11 protein-coding genes are annotated in these 16,250 nt (G+C 52.3%); 8 read left to right on the forward strand and 3 right to left on the reverse strand.

Annotated elements, in window-relative coordinates; translation table 11 throughout:
* Window positions 1–332: 332 nt before the first annotated feature.
* The 4 genes from BMZ70_RS26780 to BMZ70_RS26795 are packed head-to-tail and all read left to right on the forward strand — an operon-like array spanning window position 333 to window position 7,364.
* Entirely contained in the window at window positions 333–3,323 is a 2,991-nt protein-coding gene (locus tag BMZ70_RS26780; protein ID WP_092281383.1) for a type I restriction endonuclease subunit R, read from the forward strand.
* Complete coding sequence (locus BMZ70_RS28505; RefSeq protein ID WP_229205611.1) at window positions 3,316–4,593, forward strand: restriction endonuclease subunit S; 1,278 nt, start codon at window positions 3,316–3,318, stop codon at window positions 4,591–4,593. The genes BMZ70_RS26780 and BMZ70_RS28505 overlap by 8 nt, the downstream gene beginning before the upstream one ends.
* A complete protein-coding gene (locus BMZ70_RS26790) occupies window positions 4,590–5,723 on the forward strand; it encodes an AAA family ATPase (RefSeq protein WP_092281327.1) in 1,134 nt (377 codons plus the stop codon). Before BMZ70_RS28505 ends, BMZ70_RS26790 begins: the two co-directional genes overlap by 4 nt.
* Before the next feature lie 21 nt (window positions 5,724–5,744).
* On the forward strand, window positions 5,745–7,364 hold the full coding sequence (locus BMZ70_RS26795) for a type I restriction-modification system subunit M (RefSeq protein WP_092281329.1): 1,620 nt from the start codon (window positions 5,745–5,747) through the stop codon (window positions 7,362–7,364).
* 644 nt (window positions 7,365–8,008) lie between these two features.
* On the opposite strand, the gene gyrB is transcribed toward BMZ70_RS26795, so the two are convergent.
* From gyrB to dnaA, 3 genes are all read right to left on the reverse strand, one after another.
* Window positions 8,009–10,501, reverse strand: a complete 2,493-nt coding sequence (gyrB, locus tag BMZ70_RS26805; RefSeq protein ID WP_092281331.1) for a DNA topoisomerase (ATP-hydrolyzing) subunit B — start codon at window positions 10,499–10,501, stop codon at window positions 8,009–8,011.
* 120 nt (window positions 10,502–10,621) lie between these two features.
* Window positions 10,622–11,728, reverse strand: a complete 1,107-nt coding sequence (gene dnaN / locus BMZ70_RS26810; protein WP_092281333.1) for a DNA polymerase III subunit beta — start codon at window positions 11,726–11,728, stop codon at window positions 10,622–10,624.
* Between the two features lie 102 nt (window positions 11,729–11,830).
* Entirely contained in the window at window positions 11,831–13,234 is a 1,404-nt protein-coding gene (gene dnaA / locus BMZ70_RS26815) for a chromosomal replication initiator protein DnaA (protein WP_092281335.1), read from the reverse strand.
* Between the two features lie 388 nt (window positions 13,235–13,622).
* Here dnaA and rpmH point away from each other — a divergent pair, with 388 nt between their 5' ends.
* The 4 genes from rpmH to yidC are packed head-to-tail and all read left to right on the forward strand — an operon-like array spanning window position 13,623 to window position 16,245.
* Window positions 13,623–13,757: a 50S ribosomal protein L34 gene (rpmH, locus tag BMZ70_RS26820; RefSeq protein ID WP_040378179.1), complete on the forward strand. Its 135-nt coding sequence runs from the start codon at window positions 13,623–13,625 to the stop codon at window positions 13,755–13,757.
* Between the two features lie 36 nt (window positions 13,758–13,793).
* Window positions 13,794–14,231, forward strand: a complete 438-nt coding sequence (gene rnpA, locus BMZ70_RS26825) for a ribonuclease P protein component (RefSeq protein WP_092281385.1) — start codon at window positions 13,794–13,796, stop codon at window positions 14,229–14,231.
* Window positions 14,228–14,485, forward strand: a complete 258-nt coding sequence (gene yidD, locus BMZ70_RS26830; RefSeq protein ID WP_092281337.1) for a membrane protein insertion efficiency factor YidD — start codon at window positions 14,228–14,230, stop codon at window positions 14,483–14,485. Before rnpA ends, yidD begins: the two co-directional genes overlap by 4 nt.
* Window positions 14,486–14,493: 8 nt before the next feature.
* Entirely contained in the window at window positions 14,494–16,245 is a 1,752-nt protein-coding gene (gene yidC / locus BMZ70_RS26835; protein ID WP_092281339.1) for a membrane protein insertase YidC, read from the forward strand.
* The last annotated feature ends 5 nt before the right edge of the window (window positions 16,246–16,250 follow it).

Here is a 16,250-nt window from a genome sequence, read left to right on the forward strand (position 1 = left end):
GAAGTGGGTCAATTTTCGATGCAAATTGACCCATCATTTCGACGAGCCTTCTAAGCGTTAAGGTGCCTATCGCAAAGGCTGGTAGCTGTGAGATATTTCATTGTTTATTTCACATTTTTTTGTGAGCTTTAAATCGGCGATAATAGCCAATTCTTAGCTGTTGCGGCACGTGCTCCCGGACTATGCCCGGCCGTGCACTGCGACGCAAGCTTACTCTGGCAGCTCCCTTGCCGCAAGAAGCGCCGCATCAAAACTATATGTCAACGGATGACTTCCGTTGGATGGTGTGTGGGACCATAATGAACAATTAAGTGAATCGAGTTGCCCTGATGATGCATAAAGAAAGCCAGATCGAACGGAACCTGATCGCTAAGCTGACTGATCTTAAGTACACCTACCGAGAGGACATCCGTGACAAGGCCAAGCTTGAGCATAATTTCCGCCTAAAATTTGAGGCGTTAAATCGCGTGCACCTCACCGATGCCGAATTTGTACGTTTACGAGAAGAGATCGTCACTGCAGATGTCTTTGCAGCCGCGCAGGCGTTGCGGGAAAAGGGGAAATTCACCCGCGAAGATGGCACTCCACTAGAGTACATGCTGGTCAATATCCGCGACTGGTGCAAGAACGAGTTTGAGGTGATCAGCCAGCTTCGTATCAACACCGATAACAGCCATCAGCGCTACGATATTATCCTGCTGATCAATGGCCTCCCAATGGTGCAGATTGAGTTGAAATCACTACACCTCAGTCCGCGCCGCGCCATGGAGCAGATTGTGGATTATAAAAATGAACCCGGCAACGGATACAGCAACTCGTTGCTGTGTTTTATGCAATTGTTTATTGTGAGCAACGAAGGCAACACTCGCTACTTTGCCAACAACAACAATCAGCACTTTAGCTTTAATGCGGAAGAACGTTTTCTGCCCATCTATCAGCACGCTGATGAAAAAAATAACAAAATTGCTCATCTGCACGACTTTGCTGAAGACTTCCTCGAAAAGTGCAGCTTAGGTCGCTTGATCAGCCGTTACATGGTTCTCGTGCAGAGTGAGCAAAAAATCCTAATCATGCGCCCTTACCAAATCTATGCGGTTAAGGCCATTGTTGAGTGCATCCACCAAAACAGGGGCAACGGTTACATTTGGCACACCACAGGGAGCGGCAAGACGCTCACGTCGTTCAAGGCCGCTACCCTACTGAAAGACAACGCCGACATAGAAAAATGCGTTTTCGTGGTAGATCGCAAGGACTTAGACCGGCAGACTCGCGAAGAATTCAATAAATTTCAGGAAGGTTGTGTTGAACAAAATACAAATACTGATGCGATGGTTCGTCGAATGTTGTCGGATGACTATTCCGATAAAGTAATCGTCACTACCATTCAGAAGTTGGCCTTGGCACTGGACGAAAAAAGCAAACGAAACAAGGCACGGCAAAAAGAGGGTAAGCAGACATACAAGGAGCGGCTTGAACCGCTACGCGATAAGCACATCGTCTTTATTTTCGACGAATGTCATCGGTCCCAGTTTGGCGAGAGCCACAAGACTATCAAAGAATTCTTTCCTAACTCTCAGTTGTTTGGTTTTACTGGCACCCCAATTTTTGACGACAACGCCACGTATCAGCAGATCGACGGAAATGTCGGTTCATTTAAGACCACGAAGGATATTTTCGAAAAAGAGCTGCACGCCTATACGATTACCCACGCCATTGATGACAAGAATGTACTGAGTTTCCATATCGATTACTTTGGTAAAGAGGGAGACCAAAAGCCAAAGAAAGGTCAAACACCGCCACCAGAGGCTATTGTCAACGCAATTTTGCAAAAACATGATAGCGCAACGGACCAGCGTCGTTTCAACGCGATTCTCGCTACTGCTTCAATCAACAGTGCCATTGAATATTACGAGTTGTTCAAAGACATGCAGGTACAGAAGCAACTTGAAGATGCAAATTTTGAGCCGCTACATATCGCTTGTGTTTTTTCACCTCCCGCAGAGGGAAATAAAGACGTTCAGCAGCTACAGGAAGATCTCGTACAAGAAAAAGAAGATAACAAGCAAGACCCGGAGAAGAAGAAAGCAGCGCTCAAGGCAATTATTGACGATTACAATTTGCAATACGGTGCCAATCATAGTATTAGTGAATTCGATTTGTACTACCAAGATGTTCAACAGCGTATTAAGGATCAAAAGTATAGCAACGCCGATTATTCACGCAAGAATAAGATCGATCTGACGATAGTAGTGGACATGCTGCTCACTGGCTTCGATTCTAAATATCTGAACACTTTATACGTTGATAAAAGACTTAAATATCATGGCCTGATCCAGGCATTTTCGCGTACCAATCGAGTGCTTAACGACAGCAAGCCCTGGGGAAATATTCTCGACTTTCGCTATCAAGAAAGCGAGGTAGATGACGCCATCAAGCTGTTTTCCGGCGCTGCGATAGATCGAGCACGGGAAATCTGGTTGGTCGATCCGGCTCCACAAGTGGTTGAACTTTATAGAGTTGCCGTAGATAAGCTGGAAACATTTATGGCTGCCAAAGGTCTACCATGCGATCCCTCACAGGTCGTCAACCTCAAAGGTGACATTGCAAAAGCGGACTTCATCAACCACTTTAAAGAGGTACAGAAACTCAAGACGCAACTGGAGCAATACACCGACTTGGACGACAAGAGCAGGCAGACCATTGAGCACAAGCTTCCCACGGACACGCTGCGCAGCTTTAAGGCTGCATATCTTGACATCGCGTTGGAGCTTAAGCGTAAGCAGGGAAAAGGCGATGATGTTGGTCCAGAAGTAGAGGCTTTGGAGTTTGACTTGGTCCTGTTTGCCTCCAGCTTAATTGACTACGACTACATCATGGGGTTGATTGCGAAGTCCACCCAAAAAACCGGTAAACAAAAAATGACGCGCGTTCAACTTATCGATCTGATAAGCGCGAATGCTAACCTTCTTGACGAGCGCGAAGTAGTTATCGCTTATATCAATAGTTTGCAAACTGGTGAAGTTCTAAATGAAAAAGAGATTCGCGAAGGCTATCAGGCATTTCAAGCGCAGAAAGCTGCCACCGACCTAGTTCATATCGCCGGCAAGCATGGTTTGCCAGCCGGAGCTTTGCAAGCCTTTGTAGAGGCCATTGTGGCCCGAATGATCTTCGATGGTGAGCAGCTCACGGATCTCCTTGCGCCGTTGGAGCTGTCATGGAAAGCTCGACGTGAAGTCGAGCTAGCATTAATGCAAGACTTAGTTCCATATTTGCAAAAGCTCACTGGTGGGCGCGAGATTTCAGGGTTAAATGGGTATGAATAGGCAACAAAAAAGAGGCTTGGTGCCTGCGACTCGCTTTCCCGAGTTTCGTGGCGCGCCGAAATGGTCACAGAAGCGGTTTGACGAGGTATTTCAAAGAATTACCACTAAGAATGTAGAGGACAATCAAAATGCGCTAACCATTTCAGCGCAACTTGGATTGGTCAGTCAATTGCATTATTTTAATAAAAAAGTAGCAGCAAAGAATTTATCGGGATATTACCTGCTTCATAAAGGTGACTTTGCATACAATAAGAGCTATTCTCAAGGCTACCCGATGGGGGCAATTAAGCCACTGAAGCTATATGAAAAGGGTGTTGTCTCAACTCTCTACATTTGTTTCAGAGCCAAAAAAGGATTTAACGAGTCTTTCTTTGAACATTATTTCGAAGCAGGGCTTCTCAATTCTGAAATTGCGAAAATTGCGCAGGAGGGTGGCCGCGCGCATGGGTTATTAAATGTCAGTGTAGGGGAGTTTTTCAGTAATATAACATTGCATGTGCCATCGTTGGAGGAGCAACAAAAAATCGCAGATTGCCTCAATTCGATAAGCGATTTAATTGATGCTCAAACTCAAAAACTTGCGGCGCTTAAATCTCACAAAAAAGGCTTAATGCAACAACTTTTTCCTGCTGAAGGAAAGGTTATTCCTCAACTTCGATTTCCGGAGTTTAAAGCTAATGGAGCATGGGACGCAAAGCCTCTGAATAAGTTAACTAGCTATGTCGACTATAGAGGCAAAGCCCCTCCGAAATCTGATCATGGAATATTTTTAGTAACAGCAAAAAATATAAAGCAAGGAAATATAGATTACGATATTTCGAAAGAATATGTTTTGCTGGATGATTATGATGAGGTAATGAAAAAAGGGAAGCCGATAATTGGCGACGTTCTTTTAACGACTGAAGCTCCCCTGGGGAATGTCGCCCAAATAGACAGGGAAAACGTAGCATTAGCGCAGCGAGTAATTAAATTTAGAGCAGGTGAGCTGATCGACAACGATTTCCTTAAACATTATATGTTAGGTGATACGTTCCAGAACCTGTTGAAATTTATGGCTATTGGGAGCACAGTACAAGGTATTCAAGGTAAGGTACTGCACAAACTAACCATAAAATTTCCTTCTGGCTTAGAACAAAAGAAAATTACCGATTGTCTTAATTCGATCGACGAACTTATTAAAGCTCAAACTCAAAAGGTTGATGGCCTCAAGGCTCACAAAAGAGGGCTTATGCAACAGCTTTTTTTGAGCGCTCCTGAGGTGAATGTATGAGTGGCAAGCCAAAGATTCAGAAATATGGCAGTCTTCGTGGTGTAGTAACGCGGTTGCGCGACGATTTGCGGGTTTCAGCTAACGGTGGCGTTGATTTTGTATTGCTTTATGCATACAACGGTACTGGCAAGACACGTTTGTCAATGGAATTTAAGGAAGCTGGAAAGCGTAAAAGAGGAATAAAGCGCGATACGCTTTACTTTAACGCCTTTACAGAGGATCTCTTTAATTGGGATAATGATCTTGAAAATGATACCGAGCGTACATTAAATATTAACTCAGAATCTAAGTTTTTTGATGGTTTTCGAGCCTTGGCATTAGAGGAGAAGATTTTTTCGTATTTGGAAAGATATGCAAAGTTCAATTTTAAAATTGATTATGAGAATTGGAACGTTGTATTCAGTAAGGACGTTGTTAACCCAAAATTTCGACCTGGCGCTGACGAACCACAGACTATTATTGCGAATAATATAAAGATTTCTCGCGGTGAAGAAAATGTTTTTATATGGTGTATTTATCTTGCCATATGTGAATTGGTTGTGGATGGTTCAGAAGCTTACAATTGGGTAAAGTTTCTTTATATTGATGACCCGATTTCATCACTTGACGATAACAATGCAATTGCAGTGGGCTCCGATTTGGCAAAATTGTTGCGTCGATGCATTGGAAAAGTTAAGGTAGTAATATCATCGCATCATAGTCTCTTTTTTAATGTTATGTGTAATGAATTAAAAAAGCAAGAGCATAAGTCTTATTTTGTCTATGGGAAAAATAATGACGGCTATAGCTTACAAGCGACGCACGATACCCCATTTTTCCATCATGTAGCGATGCTTAGTGAGCTTAAGAGAGCTTCAGATGCTGGGCAACTCTACGCGAACCACTTTAATGTGCTACGCGGCGTACTAGAAAAAACGTCTTCGTTTTTTGGGTTGGCTGATTTTTCTGGGTGCATTCATGGCATTGAAGATGAAATTTTGTTTTCTCGGGCTTTGAATTTATTAAGTCATGGAGATTATTCATTATTTGATCCAAAAGAGTTGACTGAAGATAATAAACAACTTTTCCGAAATATTCTGCATGGATTTTTGGAACGATACGCATTCAGTTTGCCAGAAGTGCATCTGTGATTTAAAAAAGATTATTAAGATATGACTAAAGAAGAATTAAATCAGCTTGGTAAAACCCTTTGGGATATTGCCGATCAGTTGCGGGGGGCAATGAACGCCGATGACTTTCGCGACTACATGTTGTCGTTTCTATTTTTGCGTTACCTCTCTGATAATTACGAGATTGCCGCAAAGAAAGAATTGGGTAGAGATTATCCTGTTGCTCCAAAGAATGATCGCCGTACACCTTTGGCAATTTGGTATAACGCCAATTCGGGAGATATTGACGACTTTGAAAAACAGATGCGCCTGAAGGTGCATTATGTTATCGAGCCGCAGTATCTTTGGAGCAGTGTTGCCGAGATGGCGCGTACCCAGCACCCTGATCTTTTGGATACATTGTGGAAAGGCTTCAAGTATATCGAAGAGAAATCATTCGAAAGTACCTTTCAGGGATTATTTTCCGAAGTGAATTTGCACTCTGAAAAATTGGGTAAGAAAGCTTCTGAGCGAAATTCTAAGCTCTGTACTATCATTCAGAAGATCGCCGAAGGTATTTCTAAATTTAGCACTGACACAGACATCCTGGGCGATGCTTACGAGTATCTGATCGGTGAATTTGCGGCTGGGTCTGGCAAAAAAGCAGGCGAGTTTTACACCCCGCAACAAATTTCAACAGTTTTGTCAGAAATAGTCACGCTGGACAGTCAAGACCCAGCAAGCGGGAAGAAGAAAAAACTAACTAAGGTATTAGACTTCGCCTGTGGATCTGGCTCGTTGCTGCTGAATGTGCGTAAGCGACTGCAAAAAGAAGGGGGGACGATTGGAAAGATATACGGACAAGAAAAAAATATTACTACTTACAATCTAGCACGCATGAATATGCTGCTTCACGGTGTAAAAGACACCGAGTTCGAGATTCACCACGGTGATTCGCTGTTAAATGACTGGAATATTCTTAACGAGATGAATCCGGCCAAAAAGCTGCAGTTCGACGCCGTGGTTGCGAATCCACCTTTCAGCTATCGCTGGGAGCCTACAGACGCATTAAACGAGAATTTCCGCTTTAAGAGTTATGGCCTCGCGCCGAAGTCTGCCGCTGACTTCGCTTTTTTATTGCACGGTTTTCACTTCCTCAGTGAAAATGGAGTTATGGCAATTATTTTACCGAATGGCGTCTTGTTCCGTGGTGGGGCGGAAGAACGTATTCGAACGAAGTTGCTCAAAGATGGGCATATAGACACAGTGATTGGATTGCCCGCTAACTTGTTTTTCTCTACGGGTATCCCTGTCTGTATTTTAGTTTTGAAAAGATGTAAAAAGCCAAATGATGTGCTGTTTATAAATGCAAGCTCTGAGGAAAACTTTGAGAAGGGTAAGCGACAAAATCATTTAACTCCGGAGCACATCGAAAAGATAGTTGGTACTTACCAATATCGCAAGGAGGAGACGCGCTACTCTCGGCGGGTATCGATGGCGGAAATAGAGAAAAACGATTTTAACCTTAATATTTCGCGTTACGTCAGCACGGCAACTACAGCCGAAAAGATAGAATTGTCTTTAATCAGCACTGAGCTCAATGAGATCGAAAAACGTGCTGCGAAAGCTGTCAAAGTGCACAATTCTTTTCTTAAAGAATTGGGGCAGTTGCCCATCTCGTGAGTAAACTCAAAGACTGCGTTAATTGATTTATTTGCGCGTCATTGCTATTGTTACTTGATTTGATTTGGAATGTTTTTGACTTGTGGGATGGAGCGAGACATTCTAAATCTTGGATGAGGCCACTACTTAGCTGCGTCGCATATCACCGAGTGCCAGTAGCATCACCACGCAAATTCAAAGGTAAAATTTTGGAAAAACTGGGGGGAATTTTTACGCCCCCTGCTTTGATAGCGGCAATGAACCCGAGAAAAATGTCTGGGGTGTCACTGTGTTGGAGTGGCCGCTGCATTCGTGTCGCGCAGGCCGGTGCTCGCATGGTGGAGGCGATCATTCCCACGGCATGGGCAAGGTATCCTACCTATAGGCTACCTTTACTAAGGGCGTAAAAAAGAGTTACGTGCCACTGCGCGTAACTCTTTGATTTTAAAGCTTATTCTTGGTGGCCCGGGGCGGAATCGAACCACCGACACAAGGATTTTCAATCCTCACACCATTGGCCATTGGTTATTCAATAACTCAGCATGGCTCTTTGCGTTCCGGTCTAGCGAAAACAATAGGCAAGTTGCATTAACTAGCGGCTTTTAGTCGCAGAATTGTGGCGCCAGTTGCAATTACTCTGGCGCCCTACGCGTGCAAACTAAAATTTAGACGTCGATGTTACCTGCACGCAGCGCATTGGTCTCAATGAACGCCCGGCGCGGCTCAACATCATCACCCATCAGCGTGGTGAAGATCTGGTCCGCTGCAATCGCATCTTCGATCTGCACTTTCAGCAGGCGGCGAACGGTCGGGTCCATGGTGGTTTCCCACAGCTGTTCCGGGTTCATCTCGCCCAGACCTTTGTAGCGCTGTTTAGACACCACGCGTTCCGATTCGTCACGCAGCCACTGCATCGCCTGGTGGAAGTCGGTCACGGCGGATTCCTTGGTGCGCTCGCCTTCGCCGCGGCGCACGTAGGCGCCTGGGCCGATCAGGCCGGTAAAGGTGGCGGCCGCTTCGGCCAGCACGCGGTAGTCGGCGCTTTCGACGAAGTCGGCGTCGATCGAGCTGACTTTGACGTTACCGTGGTGCATGCGCTCGATCCACAGCTGGTGCTTCTCGTTGAGCTCGTCCGAACGCACGCTGACTTTGACGGCGATGTCGTTGATGTTCGTCTCCAGCGCGCGGGCCGAGGCTTCCGAGGCTTCCAGCGTGCTCATGTCCAGCGTCACGCCGGTCATGATGGCGGTCAGCGCGGCGCGGTCGATCACGCGGGTCAGGCGCGTCATGATGACGTTGGACAGGTTGAACTGGCGCACCAGCTCGCTCAGCGCTTCGCCCATGATCGGCTCGGCGCCTTCGCGCGGGGTCAGCACGGCGGTGTTGAGCGCCACGTTCATCATGTAGGTCGCTTCTTCCGCATCGTCCTTCAGGTAGCGCTCGTCGCGGCCGGCCTTGACTTTGTACAACGGCGGTTGCGCGATGTAGATGTGGCCGCGTTCCACCAGCTCAGGCATCTGGCGATAGAACAGGGTCAGCAGCAGGGTGCGGATGTGGGCGCCGTCGACGTCCGCATCGGTCATGATGATGATGCGGTGGTAGCGCAGTTTTTCAACGTTGAATTCGTCCGGGCCGATCGAGGTGCCGAGCGTGGCGATCAGGGTGGTGATCTGTTCCGACGACAGCATTTTCTCGAAGCGCGCTTTTTCCACGTTCAGCACCTTACCGCGCAGCGGCAGGATGGCCTGGAATTTACGGTCGCGGCCTTGCTTGGCCGAGCCGCCTGCTGAGTCACCCTCGACGATGTACAGTTCGCACAGCGCCGGGTCGCGTTCCTGGCAGTCCGCCAGTTTCGACGACAGGCCCAGGCCGTCCATCACGCCTTTACGGCGGGTCAGGTCGCGTGCCTTGCGGGCTGCTTCGCGCGCACGCGCTGCTTCGACGATTTTGCCGCAGATGATCTTGGCGTCGTTCGGCTTTTCCATCAGGTAGTCGGACAGCGTCTTGGCGACGATCTCTTCCACCGGGCCGCGCACTTCGGACGACACCAGCTTGTCCTTGGTCTGCGACGAGAATTTCGGCTCAGGCACTTTCACCGACAGCACGCAGGTCAGGCCTTCGCGCATGTCGTCGCCGGAGACTTCCACTTTCGCTTTCTTGGCGAAGTCGTTCTCGTCGATGTATTTGTTGATGACGCGGGTCATCGCCGCGCGCAGGCCAGTCAGGTGGGTGCCGCCGTCGCGCTGCGGGATGTTGTTGGTGAAGCACAGCACCTGTTCGTTGTAGGCGTCGTTCCATTGCATGGAGACGTCCACGGTAATGGTGGTGTTCTGGTCCGACTGGCGCTCGCCGGTGGCCTGGAACACGGTCGGGTGCAGCACGGTCTTGGCTTTGTTGATGTATTCCACGAAGCCGCGGGTGCCGCCTTCGAACGCGAACAGTTCTTCCTTGCCGGTGCGCTGGTCGCTCAGCTTGATGCTGACGCCGTTATTCAGGAACGACAGTTCGCGGATACGCTTGGCCAGGATCTCGTAGTGGAATTCGACGTGGGTGAAGATTTCTTCGTCGGCCCAGAAGTGGACGTCGGTGCCGCGCTTTTCGGTTTCGCCGATGACCTTGATTGGCGAGACGGCCACGCCGTCGCGCATTTCGATTTCGCGGTTCTGTGCCACGCCGCGCACGAATTCCATCTGGTGCACTTTGCCGTCGCGGCGGATGGTCACGCGCAGCAGTTTGGACAGTGCGTTCACGCACGATACGCCCACGCCGTGCAGGCCGCCCGATACCTTGTACGAGTTCTGGTCGAACTTGCCGCCGGCGTGCAGCTCGGTCAGCACGATCTCGGCCGCCGAGCGCTTCGGCTCGTGCTTGTCGTCCATTTTCAGGCCGACCGGAATGCCGCGGCCGTTGTCGGTAATCGAGATCGAGTTGTCCGAGTGGATGGTGACGTGGATCTCGGTGCAGTGGCCGGCCAGCGATTCATCAATCGAGTTGTCCAGCACTTCGAACACCAGGTGGTGCAGGCCGGTGCCGTCCGAGGTGTCGCCGATGTACATGCCGGGACGTTTGCGGACTGCTTCCAGGCCTTCAAGGATTTGAATCGAGGCCGCGCCGTATTCTTCGCTCTTTACCGCTGGGACTGCATTCTCTTCGGACATGTGCTGCTTTCTCAATCAATATAACGTGTATTACTGGGACGTCATCCCGGCGAAGGCCGGGATCCAATCCATGCGGAGCATGCTTTTCATTGGGCCCCGGCCTGCGCCGGGGCGACGGGGTTAAATGCGCATCGGCATGACGACGTATTTGAAGTCGGCATTTTCCGGGATCGAGATCAGCGCCGACGAATTGGAGTCGCCCAGCGCGACGTTGACCTGGTCGCATTTGAGGTTGTTCAGCACGTCCAGCAGGTAGGTGACGTTGAAGCCGATGTCGACGCTGTCGCCGCCGTAGTCGATTTCCAGTTCTTCCACGGCCTCTTCCTGGTCGGCATTGGTGGAGCTGATCTTCATGCTGCCCGGCGTGATGATGCAGCGCACGCCTTTGAATTTGTCGCTGGTCATGATGGCAGCGCGTTGCAGCGAGCGCAGCAGTTCATCGCGGCCGATGGTGAATTCGTTTTTGTAGCCCTTCGGGATCACGCGGGTGTAATCCGGGAACTTGCCTTCCACCAGCTTCGAGATCAGCTCGATGTCGGCAAAGGTCAGCTTGACCTGGTTGGCGGCGATGTCCAGTTGTACCGGCTCGTCGTTTTCTTCCAGCAGGCGCTGCAGTTCGATGATGGTCTTGCGCGGGATGATGACTTCCTGGCGCGCGAAGGTTTGCTCGGTCTCCACCTGGCAGAAGGCCAGGCGGTGGCCGTCGGTGGCCACGGCGATCACGTTGTTGCCGTCCAGGACCAGCAGCAGGCCGTTCAGGTAGTAGCGGATGTCCTGCTGCGCCATCGAGAAGTGCACCATGTTGAACAGGTGCTTCAGGGTTTTCTGCGGCAGGGTGACCGAGGCGCTGTAGCTGTCGGCTTGCTGCACGGTCGGGAACTCTTCGGCGGCCAGGGTTTGCAGCGCGAAGCGCGATTTACCCGATTGCACCGCCAGGCGCTTGTTTTGCAGGGTGATGGTGACGTCGCCCGATTCCGGCAGCGCGCGCAAGATGTCGAGCAGCTTGCGCGCGGCCACGGTGGTGCCGGTCACTTCCGCACCGGAGCCGATTTCGGCGTTGGTGGTGATCTGGACTTCGGTGTCGGTCGACAGGAAGGATACGCTCTCGCCCTCTTTGCGGATGAGGATATTGGCCAGAATCGGCATAGTGTGCCGACGCTCGACAATACCGCTCACGATCTGCAGTGGCCGGAGTAGCGTATCTCGGGTGGTTTTGACCAATTGCATAGATTATCCTCAGTAAAAATTTAAAGATGTTTTTTTAGTACTTTTGCCTTGTGAGCAGCCGGACAGGTTTGACTAAATGATAAAGCCAAAGCCTGCCTCAAGCTAGCCCTTGAGCGTTTGTTCCAGCACGTGCAGCTCGTGGTTGCATTCCGGATTTTTGGTTCTGTCCAGGGCAATCTTGCGCACCGCGTGCAGCACCGTGGTGTGGTCGCGGCCGCCGAACAGCTCGCCGATTTCCGGCAGCGATTTCTGCGTCAGCTCCTTGGCCAGGTACATGGCGATCTGGCGCGGGCGGGCGATGTTGGCCGGCCGGCGCTTCGAGTACATGTCCGCGACTTTGATGTTGAAGAAGTCGGCCACGGTCTTCTGGATGTTTTCCACGCTGATCTGGCGGTTCTGCACCGACAGCAAATCCTTCAGCGCTTCTTTCACGATGTCGATCGTGATGTCTTTGCCGTGGAAACGCGAGTACGCCAGAATCTTGCGCAGCGCGCCTTCCAGCTCGCGCACGTTGGAGCGCAGGTGCTTGGCCACGAAGAAGGCGACGTCGTCGGAGAAGGTCACGCCTTCTTGTTTCGCTTTCTTGAGCAGAATCGCCACGCGCATCTCCAGCTCCGGCGGCTCGATTGCCACCGTCAGGCCGGAGTCGAAGCGCGAGATCAGGCGGTCATCCATGCCGGTGATCTCTTTCGGATAGGTATCCGAAGTGATGATGATCTGCTTCTTGGCCGCGATCAGCGCTTCAAACGCGTAGAAGAATTCTTCCTGCGTGCGGCTTTTGCCGCCGAAGAATTGAATATCGTCGATCAGCAGCATGTCCAGCGAGTGGTAGTAATGCTTGAAGTCGTCGAAGCCCTTGCGCTGGTAGGCGGTCACCACGTCGCGCACGTACTGCTCGGCGTGGATGTAGCGGATGCGGGCGCCTGGCTGGTCGGCCATCACCTGGTTGCCGATCGCGTGGATCAAGTGGGTCTTACCCAGGCCGACGCCGCCGTAGAAGAACAGCGGGTTGTACGACACGCCCGGATTGTTGGCCACTTGAATCGCAGCGGCGCGCGCCAGCTGGTTGGCCTTACCGGTGACGAAGCTGTCGAAGGTCAGGTCGGTGTTGATCTTGCTTTGCTCGCGGCGCGGCGGGGCCGAGGCCGGCAGTTCCGGCACCGAAGGCGCCGGGTCGGCCATTGCCATCCGGGCATTATTGCTCGGGGCGCCGCCATTGTGGTCCGGCACCGGCGCGGTGGTCGTGGCTTTCTTCGGCGCGGACAGGCGCGGGTCGAGGATGAACTGCACCTCGGTCGGCTGCTCCCAGTACTGGCAGGCCAGCGCGGTGATGCGGCTGGCGAACTGGGTCTTCACCCAGTCCAGCTTGAAGCGGTTGGGCGCGGCCACGCGCAACTTACCCGCCTCGTAATCGATGGGGATAAGCGGCTTGATCCAGGCGCTGAATTGTTGCGGCGTCAGCTCCAGCTCCAGCTGGGCGGAGCAGGTCTGCCAGAAATTTTCCATGAAACGTATCTTTGTTCTTGCTTGTATAAGGGTGTGGGCAACTTTGAAGTTTTTCACACGTAACGCGCTATTCTACTCTCGCTCGCTACAGTTATCCACAGGCGAAACAGGATTTTTTCGCGCCGGGGGCCTGGCCGGCACGGCAATCCGGGCCAGCCAGTTGTTGACAAGCGGGGCCGAAATGCTGATAATTCAGGGTTCCCCGCCCGTATTCCTTGTTTCTTCACATGGATATCAATATGGAGTAGCGAGGATTTAGCGGGCGATGAGATGGACCCAGCTTGTGCCGGATAGCGTTGGCATGGGTGCGCGAAGTGTCATTGGCACCAAAAACTGACGGGCCGTCTGACCCGATTTTGCATTTTTTTCTGCTTTAAGCGAGACCAACATGAAACGTACTTACCAACCTTCCGTTGTACGCCGTAAGCGTACCCACGGCTTCCGCGCACGTATGGCTACCCGTGGTGGCCGCCAAGTGCTGAACGCACGCCGCGCCAAAGGCCGCAAGCGTCTGGCTGTATAAGCTAGTCACTTGTTAGCTGATCGCGTGGACAGCTGCATCAACAGCGGCTCGACAGGCGAAGGTTCACACGACTTCGCGCGCGCTCGGCGTATCGTTAAAACGGATGAATTTTCATCCGTTTTTCGTTTGCGCCCTAGCCAAAAAAGCGCGCACTTCGTGCTGTACACCCGTCTGAATCAACTGCCGCATGCGCGGCTGGGCGTCGTGGTGGCCAAGCGCTTTGCGCCGCGTGCCGTCACCCGCAACACGATCAAGCGCGTCACCCGCGAACTGTTCCGCCAGACTGGCCTGCCGCCCATCGATTGCCTGGTGCGCCTGGCCAAGCCGGTCAACAGCAAGGCTGGACCTGCCACCACTGCAAAGCTGAAAGCAGCCTTGCGGGTGGAATTGGCACGTCTGTTCGCCGCGCAAGTCAAATTGTCGGCCAAGCCGGCCTTGCCTTCATCGTCGCCGCCTCCAGATAGGTCGCCATGAAAACCGTGCTCCGCTTCCTGCTGCGCTTTTATCAACTGGCCATCAGCCCGATGATGACGCCGAGCTGCCGTTTTCATCCGAGCTGCTCGAACTATGCGCTGGAAGCGCTGCAAGTGCACGGCGCCGCCAAGGGCAGCCTGCTGGCGGTCAAGCGCGTGTGTCGCTGCCATCCGTGGAATGCGGGCGGGCATGACCCGGTCCCTCCGGCCAAATCGAATTCTTCTACAACCGCTTGCGGTTGCAACCACTCCTGATTGAAATAATGGATATCAATAAACGTACCATCTTGTGGATCGTGTTTGCGGTGTCGCTGTTTGTTCTGTGGAACAACTGGCAGATCTCCAACGGCCATCCATCGATGTTTGCGCCGCCGCCGGCGCAGACGGCCAAGGCGCCTGAGGCGAAGAAATCCGATGTGCCGGCCGCTGCCGGCGCTGCCGCCGCCGTGCCGGGAGCTGGTGCCGCCGCTGCCGCAGCTGATGTGGCGCCGTTCAAGGCCGAGCGCATCACCATCACCACCGATGTGGTGCGTGCCGATATCGACACCCAGGGCGGCGTGATCCGTCGTCTGGAACTGCTGAAGTACAAAGAAAACGGCCACCCAGGCTGGTTCGGCGGCTGCTTCGGCCTGTTCGACTGGTGCAAGCCGGGCGACAACAGCAAGAACGTGGTGCTGTTCGACGTCGATGCCGGCACCGGCAAGACCTATCTGGGCCGCACCGGCCTGATCGGCGCTGGCCTGCCTAATCACACCACCGGCTTCGTGGCCAAGCCTGGCCCGCGCATGCTGAACGACGCCAACCAGGTGCAACTGGTGCTGGAATCGGAAGCGGGCGGCGTCAAGCTGACCAAGACCTTCACCTTCAAGCGCGGCGACTACGTGGTCGATGTGCGTCACGACGTGACCAACACCGGCACCGCGCCAGTGTCGCCGACCCTGTACCTGCAACTGGCGCACGACGGCAACAAGCCGGCCGGCGACTCGTTCTTCAACAGCAGCTACACCGGTCCTACGCTGTACACCGAAGAGAAGCACTACGAAAAGCTGCAGTTTGAAAAGCTGGAAAAAGCCGCACAGGAAGCCGCCAAGACCGGCAAGCCGATGCTGCAAGACCACGCCACCAAGGCTGATAACGGCTGGATCGCGATTTCGCAGCACTTCTTCGTCTCCGCCTTCGTGCCGCAGCCTAAGCTGATGCATGAAATCGAGACCACCAAGATCGATACCAACCTGTACGGCATCAGCGTCAAGCAGCCGCTGGGCACCATCGCGCCGGGCGCGACCGTGACCAACGACGCCAAGCTGTTCTCGGGTCCGCAGGAAACCTCGCTGCTGGAGCCAGTGTCGCACGGCCTGGAACTGGTGCGCGACTACGGCTGGCTGGCCATGATCGCCAAGCCGATGTTCTGGGTGATCGAACACATCCACGGCGTGCTGGGCAACTGGGGCTGGACGATTATCGCCTTCACCATCCTGATCAAGCTGCTGTTCTTCCCGCTGTCGGCCGCTGGCTACCGCAGCATGGCCAAGGTCAAGCTGGTGACGCCGAAGATGCAAGCCATCCGCGAGCGCTACAAAGGCGACCCGGCCAAGATGAACCAGGCCACGATGGAACTGTACAAGGCCGAGAAGATCAATCCGCTGGGCGGCTGCCTGCCGATCCTGGTGCAGATGCCGGTGTTCATCGCGCTGTACTACGTGCTGCAGTCGGCGGTGGAAATTCGCGGCGCGCCGTGGATCGGCTGGATCACCGACCTGGCGCAGCATGACCCGTATGCGATCCTGCCGGTGCTGTACGCGATCTCGATGTACATCACCACCAAGCTGAATCCGGCGCCGGCCGATCCGATGCAAGCGAAGATGATGCTGTTCATGCCGCTGGCGTTCTCGGTGATGTTCTTCTTCTTCCCGTCCGGCCTGGTGCTGTACTGGGTCGTGAACAACGTGCTGTCGATTGCGCAGCAGTATGTGATTTCGAAAAAATTTGGTGCGGTAGAGCCCGCCAAGGCCTGACGCCT

This window comes from Duganella sp. CF402, assembly GCF_900109645.1.
In the GTDB taxonomy this organism is placed as follows: domain Bacteria; phylum Pseudomonadota; class Gammaproteobacteria; order Burkholderiales; family Burkholderiaceae_D; genus Rugamonas.